The organism is Streptomyces sp. NPDC056480, assembly GCF_042795405.1.
Classification (GTDB): Bacteria; Actinomycetota; Actinomycetes; order Streptomycetales; family Streptomycetaceae; genus Streptomyces.
Map to the genome: position 1 here is coordinate 34,338 of NZ_JBHTSA010000070.1, position 11,377 is coordinate 45,714.

General features: G+C 71.7%; 10 protein-coding genes. 2 read left to right on the forward strand and 8 right to left on the reverse strand.

The features are described 5' to 3' along the window. Nucleotides 1-119: 119 nt before the first annotated feature. The 8 genes from ACFQ79_RS26705 to pgsA all read right to left on the reverse strand — a co-directional run bounded on the left by ACFQ79_RS26705 (nt 120) and on the right by pgsA (nt 6,965). Complete coding sequence (locus tag ACFQ79_RS26705; protein WP_030204558.1) at nt 120-872, reverse strand: YebC/PmpR family DNA-binding transcriptional regulator; 753 nt, start codon at nt 870-872, stop codon at nt 120-122. Nucleotides 873-934: 62 nt separating this feature from the next. Continuing rightward, nucleotides 935-1,525 carry a pyridoxal 5'-phosphate synthase glutaminase subunit PdxT gene (pdxT, locus tag ACFQ79_RS26710; RefSeq protein ID WP_383587936.1) on the reverse strand — a complete coding sequence of 197 codons (591 nt, stop codon included), beginning with the start codon at nt 1,523-1,525 and terminating at the stop codon, nt 935-937. 6 nt (nt 1,526-1,531) lie between these two features. Continuing rightward, complete coding sequence (gene pdxS, locus ACFQ79_RS26715) at nt 1,532-2,446, reverse strand: pyridoxal 5'-phosphate synthase lyase subunit PdxS (protein ID WP_030204560.1); 915 nt, start codon at nt 2,444-2,446, stop codon at nt 1,532-1,534. Between the two features lie 115 nt (nt 2,447-2,561). After that, on the reverse strand, nt 2,562-3,104 hold the full coding sequence (locus ACFQ79_RS26720; RefSeq protein WP_030316227.1) for a membrane protein: 543 nt from the start codon (nt 3,102-3,104) through the stop codon (nt 2,562-2,564). Nucleotides 3,105-3,115: 11 nt separating this feature from the next. Continuing rightward, complete coding sequence (locus tag ACFQ79_RS26725; RefSeq protein ID WP_383587939.1) at nt 3,116-3,751, reverse strand: N-acyl homoserine lactonase family protein; 636 nt, start codon at nt 3,749-3,751, stop codon at nt 3,116-3,118. A gap of 249 nt (nt 3,752-4,000) precedes the next feature. Next, nucleotides 4,001-5,152, reverse strand: a complete 1,152-nt coding sequence (locus ACFQ79_RS26730) for a glycosyltransferase family 4 protein (protein WP_383587942.1) — start codon at nt 5,150-5,152, stop codon at nt 4,001-4,003. Continuing rightward, nucleotides 5,149-6,306, reverse strand: a complete 1,158-nt coding sequence (locus ACFQ79_RS26735) for a phosphatidylinositol mannoside acyltransferase (protein ID WP_383587945.1) — start codon at nt 6,304-6,306, stop codon at nt 5,149-5,151. The genes ACFQ79_RS26730 and ACFQ79_RS26735 overlap by 4 nt, the downstream gene beginning before the upstream one ends. Then, entirely contained in the window at nt 6,303-6,965 is a 663-nt protein-coding gene (gene pgsA, locus ACFQ79_RS26740; protein ID WP_365026527.1) for a phosphatidylinositol phosphate synthase, read from the reverse strand. Before pgsA ends, ACFQ79_RS26735 begins: the two co-directional genes overlap by 4 nt. A gap of 275 nt (nt 6,966-7,240) precedes the next feature. Between pgsA and ACFQ79_RS26745 the strand changes: the two genes are divergently transcribed. Both ACFQ79_RS26745 and ACFQ79_RS26750 read left to right on the forward strand, forming a co-directional pair. After that, nucleotides 7,241-9,436 (forward strand): elongation factor G-like protein EF-G2, encoded by a 2,196-nt coding sequence (locus ACFQ79_RS26745; protein WP_383587948.1) that lies wholly within the window; start codon nt 7,241-7,243, stop codon nt 9,434-9,436. 208 nt (nt 9,437-9,644) lie between these two features. Then, on the forward strand, nt 9,645-11,303 hold the full coding sequence (locus ACFQ79_RS26750; RefSeq protein ID WP_383587951.1) for a hypothetical protein: 1,659 nt from the start codon (nt 9,645-9,647) through the stop codon (nt 11,301-11,303). The last annotated feature ends 74 nt before the right edge of the window (nt 11,304-11,377 follow it).

Sequence of the window (11,377 nt, forward strand, 5' to 3'; positions counted from 1 at the left end):
GCTCCCGTTTTTTGGCGTGCTAAGCCGCCCCCCCCCACCCCCCCCACCCCCCCCCCGGGGCCGGGGGGGGGTGTGCCCCCGGCCCCCCGCTGCGGAACCGTGTCGATCGACGGCCGGGATCAGGCGTCGACCTTCTCCATGACCTCGTCGCTGACGTCGAAGTTGGCGAAGACGTTCTGCACGTCGTCGCTGTCCTCCAGCGCGTCGATCAGCTTGAACATCTTGCGCGCGCCCTCTTCGTCGAGCTCGACCTGCATGGTCGGAACGAAGCTGGACTCGGCCGAGTCGTAGTCGATGCCGGCCTCCTGGAGCGCGGTACGGACCGCGACCAGGTCGGTGGCCTCGCTGATGATCTCGAACGACTCACCGAGGTCGTTGACCTCCTCGGCGCCGGCCTCAAGCACCGTCTCCAGGACGTCGTCCTCGGACAGCTCGCCCTTCGGGAGCACGACGACGCCCTTGCGGTTGAACAGGTACGAGACCGAGCCCGGGTCGGCCATGGAGCCGCCGTTGCGGGTCATGGCCACGCGCACGTCCGAGGCGGCGCGGTTCCGGTTGTCGGTGAGGCACTCGATGAGCACCGCGACACCGTTCGGGCCGTAGCCCTCGTACATGATCGTGGCGTAGTCGGCGCCGCCGGCCTCGAGACCCGCACCGCGCTTGAGCGCGGAGTCGATGTTCTTGTTCGGGACCGACTGCTTCTTCGCCTTCTGGACGGCGTCGAACAGCGTCGGGTTACCGTCCAGGTCGGCGCCGCCCGTGCGGGCCGCGACCTCGATGTTCTTGATCAGCTTCGCGAAGAGCTTGCCGCGCTTGGCGTCGATCACGGCCTTCTTGTGCTTCGTCGTAGCCCATTTAGAGTGGCCGGACATCTGCCTGTCTCCTTCGCGTAACCCATTTCTGAACGAACCCCAGAGATCCTACCGGGATCGGATCAGCGTGCCGCGCGCACCATGTCGACGAACAGGGCGTGAATGCGGTGATCCCCGGTGAGCTCCGGGTGGAACGAGGTCGCGAGGACCCGGCCCTGCCGCACGGCGACGATGTGGCCCTCGTGCTCGGCGAGCACCTCGACCTCGGCTCCGACCGACTCCACCCAGGGGGCCCTGATGAAGACGCCCTCGACGGGACCGTCCTCGATGCCCGCGACGGTGACGCCGGCCTCGAAGGACTCGTTCTGCCGCCCGAAGGCGTTGCGGCGGACGATCATGTCGATGCCGCCGAAGGTCTCCTGGCCCGAACGCGGGTCGAGGATCTTCTCGGCGAGCATGATCAGACCGGCGCAGGTGCCGTAGACCGGCAGGCCGGCGGCTATGCGCTCGCGCAGCGGCGCCGCCATGCCGAACAGCTCGGCCAGCTTGGAGATCGTGGTGGACTCCCCGCCGGGGATGACCAGACCGTCGATCTCGGCCAGCTCTTCGGGGCGCCGGACCGGCCTGGCCACGGCGTCAGCCGCGGCCAGGGCGATCAGGTGCTCCCGTACGTCGCCCTGGAGTGCCAGGACCCCGATCACGGGTGTGCTCATCAGTGATTACCAGCCGCGGTTGGCGTAGCGCTCGGACTCGGGGAGGGTGTCGCAGTTGATGCCGACCATGGCCTCGCCCAGGTTGCGGGAGGCGTCCGCGATGATCTTCGGGTCGTCGTAGAAGGTGGTGGCCTTCACGATGGCGGCGGCGCGCTTGGCCGGGTCGCCCGACTTGAAGATGCCGGAGCCGACGAAGACGCCCTCGGCGCCGAGCTGGCGCATGAGCGCGGCGTCGGCGGGGGTGGCGACGCCACCGGCGGAGAACAGCACGACCGGGAGCTTGCCGAGCTCGGCGACCTCCTTGACCAGCTCGTACGGGGCGCGCAGGTCCTTGGCGGCGGCGAACAGCTCGTTGTTGTCGAAGCCGCGCAGCCTGGCGATCTCGTTCTTGATCTGGCGCAGGTGGCGGACGGCCTCGACGACGTTGCCGGTGCCGGCCTCGCCCTTGGAGCGGATCATGGCCGCGCCCTCGGCGATGCGGCGCAGGGCCTCGCCCAGGTTGGTGGCGCCACAGACGAAGGGGGTCGTGAAGGCCCACTTGTCGGAGTGGTTGACCTCGTCGGCCGGGGTGAGGACCTCGGACTCGTCGATGTAGTCGACGCCGAGGGACTGCAGGACCTGGGCCTCGACGAAGTGGCCGATGCGGGACTTGGCCATGACCGGGATGGAGACCGCGCCGATGATCTCTTCGATCATGTTCGGGTCGGACATGCGGGCCACGCCGCCGTCCTTGCGGATGTCCGCGGGGACCCGCTCCAGGGCCATGACGGCCACGGCGCCGGCGTCCTCTGCGATCTTCGCCTGCTCGGCGTTGACCACGTCCATGATCACGCCGCCCTTGAGCTGCTCGGCCATGCCGCGCTTCACACGGGCGGTGCCGGTCTCGGGGGACTGGGGGGAAACGGAAGGCGTGGTGGACACGGGTACCTCACTCGTGACAACGGGGGTTGACGACTAGGTTGAGGAAACAGTCCACATGCAGTCCACAGCAAGGGCCAATGTGGACCCGGTGGATCGTTTTCGCAGGCTGAGAGCGTCAGGCCGGGCGGTCGGCAAGGGCCACCGGCGCTTCGTCGTCCATTTCGAAGGCCAGCGGGAAGGGCGCGTGGCCCGCGAGCCGGAACCAGCGGACCGTACGGTGGCGGCGCAGGGCGCGGGCGGCGCGGACGGCGTCGTTGTGGAACCGGCGGGCCATCGGCACCCGGCGGACGGACGCCGCGAGCTCCTCCGCGGCCTCCTCGCCACCGGGAGCCTCCCGTACGAGCTCCACCTGCTCGGGCTCGCCGAACACCACCCGCAGGGCCTGGCTCAACTCGCTCTCGGCGACCTCCCGGTGGTCCTCCTCGGCCTGCCGCGCGGCGTGCGCGGCCTCGTACAGGACGATGGAGGCGGCGGGGTCGAGGACACCGGAGGTGGCCAGCTCCTGGGTGACCGAGGCCCGACGCAGCAGCTGCGCGTCCAGTGCCGCGCGGGCGGCGTCGATGCGCGAGTGCAGCCGGTCGAGCCGTCCGGCGGTCCAGCTGAGATAGACGCCGATGAGAATCAGCGCGACGACGGTCCAGATCAGGGTTTCGGTCACGGGCGGAAAGGCTACCGGGGCCCCGGCAGCACCCCTTCCCAAAGGTCGTGGTCGTGGGCGAACAGGACACGCGCGGACCGGCCCGCGGCGAGCTCGCCGAGCCGGTCGAGCCACGGCAGGCGGGGCGTGCCGAACTCGTGGGCGAAGTCGTACGCCTGCCCGGCCAGGACGGTCACCCGGTCGCCGTGGTCGAGGAAGAGCGACTGGTGGCCCTCGGTGTGGCCGGGGGTGGGCACGATCCGCACGCCCGGAGCGATCTCGTGCTCGCTGTCGAGCTCCACGTACCGGACGCCGGGCAGCAGCGAGTCGATGGTGTGCCCGCCGGCGCGGGCGAGGGCCAGTTCGGCGCGCTGGACGAGGACCGGGGTGTCGGGGAAGCGCTGGTTGCCGCCGATGTGATCGAAGTGCAGATGGCAGTTCACGACGGTGTCCACGTCCCCGGGACCGACGGCGAGCGGCTTGCGGACGGGCCGGTAGTGGGCGTCGGTCTCGGCGGAACCGGTGCCCATGCCGGTGTCGAAGAGGAGCGCGCCGCGGGGGTGCCGCACGAGATAGCCGAGCACGGGCTCCACGCGGGGGTGGGGGCCGGCCCACTCGGCGGCGGGGCGGGTGAAGTGTCCGAGATCGAGCGTGTCGACGAGGATCATGCGCGGAGCCTGCCCGGGGGTGCCGACGGCAATCCCGGGAGCCTCCGGCGCCCTGGGGGACGACCGCCGGCGTGTGGGCGGTCGTCCCCCAGGGCCGACACCCGCCCGCCACCGCCGTGTGGGCAGCCGTCCCTCCCCCCGGACTCCGTCCGGGGGACCCCCACGCCCCAGCGGAACAGTTGCCCACAACCCCAGGTGGGCGTCGGGCGCGGGGGTGGGCGCAGGCCCCCAACGGGGGCCGGGCTGCGGCTACAGGCCCAGCCTCGCGCGCAGGCCCACTCGTTCGTCCGTGTCCACCGCCGCCGCCCCGTCCGTCACCGTCTCGTAGACGGCCAGGATGTCCGCGCCGACCGTCGTCCAGTCGAAGCGGCGCACGTGCGCCGAGCCCCGGACGCTCAGTTCCGCGCGGCGCTCCTCGTCGCCGAGGAGCCGGATCGCCGCGTCCGCGAGCGCGTCCGCGTCCTCGTTGGTGAAGAGTTCGCCCGCCGACCCCTGGTCCAGGACCTGCGCGAACGCGTCCAGGTCTGAGGCGAGGACCGGTGCTCCCGCCGACAGCGCCTCGACGAGGATGATGCCGAAGCTCTCACCGCCGGTGTTGGGCGCCACGTACACGTCGACGCTGCGCAGCAGCCGCGCCTTGTCCTCGTCGCTGACCATGCCGAGGAACTCCACCCGGGAGCGCATCTCCCGGGGCAGCGAGGCCACCGCCTCCTCCTCGTCCCCGCGCCCGGCGACCAGGAGCCGCGCCCCGGGCCGCTCGGTGAGGATCCGGGGCAGTGCCCGCATGAGCACGGGCAGGCCCTTCCTGGGCTCGTCGATGCGCCCGATGAAGCCCAGCGTCTCGCCCTGCCACTCCTTCTTCGGCTCGGCTCGCGCGAAGAAGTCCACGTCGACCCCGTTGGGGATGACGACGGCGTCGCCGCCGAGGTGCTCGACGAGCGTGCGCCGCGCGTACTCGCTCACCGCGATCCGCGCGCTGATCTTCTCCAGCGCCGGCTGGAGGATCGGATAAGCGGCGATCATGGCCCGCGAGCGCGGGTTCGACGTGTGGAAGGTGGCCACGATCGGCCCCTGCGCCGCCCAGCAGGTCAGCAGCCCGAGCGACGGCGAGGTCGGCTCGTGGATGTGGACGACGTCGAAGGTGCCGTCGTGCAGCCAGCGGCGCACCCGCGCCGCCGAGAGGAAGCCGAAGTTGAGCCGCGCCACCGAGCCGTTGTACGGCACGGGGACGGCGCGGCCGGCCGACACCACGTACGGCGGCAGCGGCGTCTCGTCGTCGGCGGGCGCGAGGACGGAGACCTCGTGGCCGAGCCGGACGAGGTGCTCGGCGAGGTCGCGGATGTGGAACTGGACGCCGCCCGGCACGTCCCACGAGTACGGGCAGACGATCCCGATCTTCACTCGCCGCGCTCCCCGCCCCGCTCGGCGCCCGCGGTCCCGGCGGCCGCGCCGGGCTCCGGGCGTTCCTCCAGGTCGGCGAGCCACAGTCGTTGCAGCATGTGCCAGTCCTCCGGATGCTCCGCGATGCCGGTGGCGAAGGCGTCGGCCAGCGCCTGTGTCATGACGGACGTCTTCTCGGCCCGCGTACCCGACTCGGGTACGTCGATCGGCGGGTGGATGCGCCCCCGCATGACCGGTGTGTCGTCGTACCAGAGCGTCACCGGCAGGAGCAGCGCGCCCGTCTGCTGGGCGAGGATCGCCGGTCCCGCCGGCATCCGCGCCGTGTCCCCGAAGAACGTGACCTCGGTGCCGGAGGCGGACAGGTCGCGGTCGGCGACCAGGCAGACCAGGCCGCCCGCCCGCAGACGCCGCGCCAGCGTGCCGAAGGCGGAGCCCCCGGTGTGCGGGAGGACCTCCATGCCGAGGGACTCGCGGTAGGCCACGAAGCGGTCGTACAGCGTCTCCGGCTTGAGCCGCTCCGCGACCGTGGTGAACGGCACGCCGAGACAGCGGGTCACCCACACGCCCGCGAGGTCCCAGTTCGCCAGGTGCGGCAGGGCCAGGACGACCCCGCGCCCGGCGGCGAGGGCCTCCTGGAGGTGGTGGACGTCCTTGATGTCTATCCCGCGCTCGACCCGCTCCTTACTCCAGGTCGGCAGCCGGAAGGACTCCATCCAGTACCGCATGTACGAGCGCATGCCGGCCTTCGACAGCTCGGCGAGCCGCTCGGGCGTCGCGTCCGGCACCACGCGCGCGAGGTTGGACTCGAGACGCAGGACGCTCTTGCCCCGTCGCTTCCACGTGAGGTCGGCGATCCGCCGGCCGAGGCCGGCGGCCACCGGCTCGGGCAGCTTCTTGACGGTCGCCCAGCCGGCGCCGTACAGCCCGTCGCTCAGTCGTTCCTTCAGCGTGCTGCCCGTGGCGGGCGCGGCGCCCTGCGAGGCGTCGCCCTGGGCCTCGTCCTCCTTCGACGGACCGCCGCGGGCCCCGTCCTCCGTCGACGTGCCCCCCGGGGACGTGCGGCCCGGGGACGTGCCGCCCTCAGGCAGCCCTTCCTCGGGCAGCCCGTCCTCGGGCGCGCCGTCCTTCGACGTGCCGTCCTTCAGCGTGCTCATGTCGTCGCCCCGCTCCCGCCGGCCGCGGCGGCGTCCGCCTCGGCCGATTCCCGTCGTACGGTCACGACGCGCTGGCCCAGGGTGACGGCGCTGCCGACGGCAACGATCCACAGCGCGATCGGCAGCAGGATCTCGACCCCGGGGACGCCGAAGGCGTGCAGCCCGGCGAGGCCGGCCGCGACGAGCGAGATCACCAGGCGTTCGGCGCGTTCGATCAGACCGTTGACGGCCACCGGCAGGCCAATCGATTCACCTCGTGCCTTCGTGTACGACACGACCTGACCGCTCGCCAGGCAGAAGATCGCCACGGCGCACAGCACGTTGTCGTCGCCCTTGCCCGCGTACCAGAGCGCGAAGCCGCCGAAGATGGCGCCGTCGGCGACCCGGTCGAGCGTCGAGTCGAGGAAGGCGCCCCAGCGGCTGGAGATCCCCGCCTGCCGGGCCATGTTGCCGTCGACGAGGTCGGAGAAGACGAACAGGGTGATGACGATGGTGCCCCAGAAGAACTCCCCGCGCGGGAAGAAGACCAGTGCACCGGCCATCACTCCCGCCGTGCCGATGAGCGTGACCGCGTCGGGGCTGACGCCCCTGCGGAGCAGAAACGCGGCGAACGGTGTGAGGACACGCGTAAAAAATGCACGCGCGTACTTGTTCAGCATGGCCTTCCCGAGGTTCGGTGGGCCGCGCGGCCCCTACGACCACCGGCTCACCCATCGTAGCCACGCGCGCCCCGGCGCACGGGCGGCACCCGCCCCACCGCGTCCGCGTCCCCCGCGAGGGCCCTCCCCGTGTACGACGTATGGACGCCTCCTTGCGTCGGTGCAAAGCTCGAAGGACCACCGCGGGCACCCGCCAGAGCCGTACCACGACACACCACTCCCCCGCGGCACCCGTCGTACCGCCGCACCGTGCGAGCAGTCGGGAGGCACACATCATGGGTGACAAGGCGAACACGGCCGCCGGAGCCGCCGGCAGGGCTTTGACGGCCGACCGGCCCACGGCCGTACGGAACGTGGTGCTGGTCGGCCACAGCGGATCGGGCAAGACCACCCTGGTCGAGGCGCTCGCCCAGACCGCCGGGGCGCTCAACCGGGCGGGCCGGGTCGAGGACGGGGGCACGGTCTCCGACTACGACGAGATCGAGCACCGCCAGCATCGCTCCGTACAGCTCTCCCTCGTTCCGGTCGGCTGGGACGGGTACAAGATCAACCTCCTCGACACCCCCGGGTACGCCGACTTCGTCGGGGAGCTGAGGGCCGGTCTGCGCGCGGCGGACGCGGCCCTCTTCGTCGTCTCGGCCGCCCAGGAGGCCGACGCCGTCGCCGCGTCCACGCGGATGATCTGGGAGGAGTGCGCCGCCGTCGGCATGCCGCGTGCCATCGTCGTCACCCACCTCGACACCGCCCGCACCGACTTCGGCGAACTCACCGGGGTCTGCGCCTCGCTCTTCGGCCGCGACGACCCGGACGCGGTCCTGCCCCTCTACCTCCCGGTGCGCGGCGAGGAGGGCGCCGACGGGCACGCGCCCGCGACCGGTCTGGTCGGCCTGCTCTCGGAGCGGATCTTCGACTACTCGACGGGGGTACGGCAGGAGAACGCGCCCGACGAGGGACAGCGGGAGCTGATCGCCGAGGCCCGGGCCCGGCTGATCGAGGGGATCATCGCCGAGAGCGAGGACGAGACCCTGATGGACCGCTACCTCGGCGGCGAGCCGATCGACGTGAAGACGCTCGTCGACGACCTGGAGAAGGCCGTCGCCCGGGGCACCTTCCATCCGGTGCTCGCGGCCGCACCGGCCGCCGCCGGCGGTACGCAGGGCCTGGGCACCCTCGAACTCCTCGAGCTCATCACCGGCGGCTTCCCCTCCCCCCTTGAGCACGAACCGCCCGCCGTGACCACCCCGGACGGGCAGCCCCGTCCCCCGATCACCTGCGACCCCGACGGCCCCCTCGTCGCCGAGGTCGTGAAGACCGCCGCCGACCCCTATGTGGGCCGCGTCTCGCTGGTCCGGGTCTTCTCCGGCACCCTGCGCCCCGACGAGACCGTCCACGTCTCCGGTCACGGCCTGGCCGACCGGGGGCACGAGGACCACGACGTCGACGAGCGGATCGGCGGCCTCACCTCCCCCTTCGGCAAGCAGCAGCGGCCCATGGCGCACTGCATCGCCGGGGACCTGGCCTGTGTGGCCCGGCTGGGCCGCGCCGAGACCGGCGACACGATCTCCGCGAAGGACGATCCGCTGCTGATGGAGCCCTGGAGCATGCCGGAGCCGCTGCTGCCGCTGGCCGTCCAGGCCCACGGCAAGGCCGACGAGGACCGGCTCTCGCAAGGGCTCTCCCGGCTGGTCGCCGAGGACCCCACGCTGCGCCTCGAACAGAACCAGGACACCCGGCAGGTGGTCCTGTGGTGCCTGGGCGAGGCCCACCAGGACGTCGTCCTCGAACGCCTGCGCGGCCGGTACGGGGTCCAGGTCGACGCCGTGCCGTACAAGGTGTCGCTGCGCGAGACCTTCGGCAGCGCCTCCGCGGGCCGGGGCCGGCACGTCAAACAGTCGGGCGGCCACGGCCAGTACGCCATCTGCGAGATCGAGGTGGAGCCGCTCCCGCCGGGCAGCGGCATCGAGTTCGTCGACAAGGTGGTCGGCGGCGCGGTCCCCCGGCAGTTCATCCCCTCCGTCGAGAAGGGCGTAAGGGCCCAGGCGGCGCGCGGGGTCGCGGCCGGCTATCCGCTCGTCGACATCCGGGTCACCCTCAAGGACGGCAAGGCCCACTCGGTGGACTCCTCCGACGCCGCGTTCCAGACGGCAGGGGCGCTCGCGCTGCGCGAGGCGGCGGCCGACGTCGCCGTCCACCTCCTGGAGCCGGTCGCCGAGGTCCAGGTCCTGGTGCCGGACGAGTACGTCGGTCCCGTGATGAGCGATCTGTCGGGGCGGCGGGGCCGGGTCGTCGGCACCGACCAGGCCGGTCCCGGGCGGACCATGGTCCGGGCCGAGGTGCCGGAGATCGAGATCGGGCGGTACGCGATCGATCTGCGCTCCGTGTCGCACGGCACCGGCCGGTTCGACCGTTCGTACGCCCGGCACGAGCCGATGCCGCCGCACCTCGCCGAGAAGGTCCGCGAACAGGCCTGAAACGGCGCCCGGTCGAGGGCGTGACAGCGGAGCGGCACAGCGGTGCCCGCGGTGAACGTTCGCCCGGCACATGTCGGGCGAACGTCATTCGGCCTCGATGTCCACAGGCGGTGACGCACACGACGGTACCCGGTTACGCTGTGGTGCCCAGCTCAGAAGGTGTGCGGGGCGCGGCAGTTGGGAACAGCCCGCACAGGTAACCGCGGCGATGGGGGCGGCAGTGGCGATCGATGGCTTCGGACCCGGGGCGCAGGTCCCCCTCATGGGCACGGGCGGAGGCACGGGGGCGACGAACGCGCTCGCGTCCGCCGCCTACCGGGACAGCGAACTGAAGACGATTCAGGATGCGGACAACGAGCTCTACAAGACGACCCTCAAGGCCGGGAAGTGGGAGAAGCTCTTCCGTCCCGACCTGGGCGAGGCCTTCTCCCGGGCCGTCCAGGTCCGCATGCTCGGCGGCGGCCGCGGCGCCCTGATCCAGTCGTTCGGCGCCGAGCCGCAGCCGGTCGTGGAGCACTGTCTCGCGGCCACCCACATCCGCCGGCAGCGGGACACCAAGCTGACCCTGGTCACCTTCGTCTGCGGTGTCCTCTTCCTGCCCGGCCTGCTGCTCTGGCTCGGCGTCATCCAGCTGCGCCGCCTGGCCGCCGGCTCCGAGAACAAGCGGACGAGCGTCGTCGGCACCGTCCTGCTGTGGGCGGCGGGGATCTTCGCCGTGCTCGTGCTGCTCAAGCTGCCCGTCGACGGGATCCTGCCGAACTACCTGCGTGCCATGCTCGTGGCCCCGGTCATCGGCTGGTTCCTGGCCCGCCGGATCTGCGACCGGTCCGCCGTCGACCTGCGGGAGCGCTGGGCGGGTCTGCTCGGCGGCGGCGGCGCCGGTCCGCAGGTCCCCAAGTCCGTTCCGCAGGACCCCGGCGAGAAGTCGGCGGAGGAGCTCCGGCTGAACCTGGAGAAGCTCTCGGCCGAGCAGCAGTCCAACATCGCGTTCTACGCCGGACCCAAGGGCATCCTCGGTCTCGGCACCCGCTGGGGCAGCTGGACCCTCGCCGAGGAACTCGTCCCCGTGGCCGGCCGGGAGATCCACGACTTCCGCGCCTGGGACGTCATCCGCAAGATCCACGACCAGCTCACCCTGCTGGAGCGCGGCTCCCTCAAGACCGGCTTCCCGAAGCCGACGGTCAAGCACTGGATCGTCTCCGCGGTCGGTGAGGGCGCCGACTCCGTCACCCGCCCCGAGGGCGACAACATCGTCCACTTCCAGGTCAAGCCGCACGAGATACAGCGCATCTGCAACGACCAGCAGTTCGGCGCGGGCAATCGCCACTACCTCGGCGTCCAGTTCACCCTCTGGGACGGGAACCTCGTCCTCACGATGATGGTCACGGTGACCTCGCTCCACCACACCCTCAGGATCGAGGTCACCGGCCACGCGCTGGGCCCCGTGCACGGCCTCTTCGGCACGAAGCCCGCGGCCAAGACCAAGGAGGTCTCGAAGACCGTCCGGTTCTGGGAGACGAAGTCGATCCAGCAGCCGCTGCTCACCACCGACGACATCGTCCGGCTGGCGGTGCGCGCCCCGCTCACCTGGTACCCGCCGGTCCTGGAGTTCCTCGGCGGCAAGATGGTCCTGCCCGAGCCCTTCGGTCTGCGGCACGTCTGGGCGGGTCCGCTCTGGAAGAACCGCTTCATGGCCGACGACGCCATAAGGATGGCGACGCCGGTGCTGCGCGCGGTCCACTCCGCGACCCTGAAGTTCCTCGACGAGCACAACGTGGACACGGAGCGCTTCACCAACCGCTCGCTGGTCCTCAGCGGCGGCATCCAGGAGCCCGGCCCCAAGAAGGCCGACGTCTACGACGCCTGACGGGGCCGTGGGCGAGGGCACGGGCGACGGCCCTGCCCGGAAGCGTACGGCGAAGGGCCCGGGCCACCGCGGTG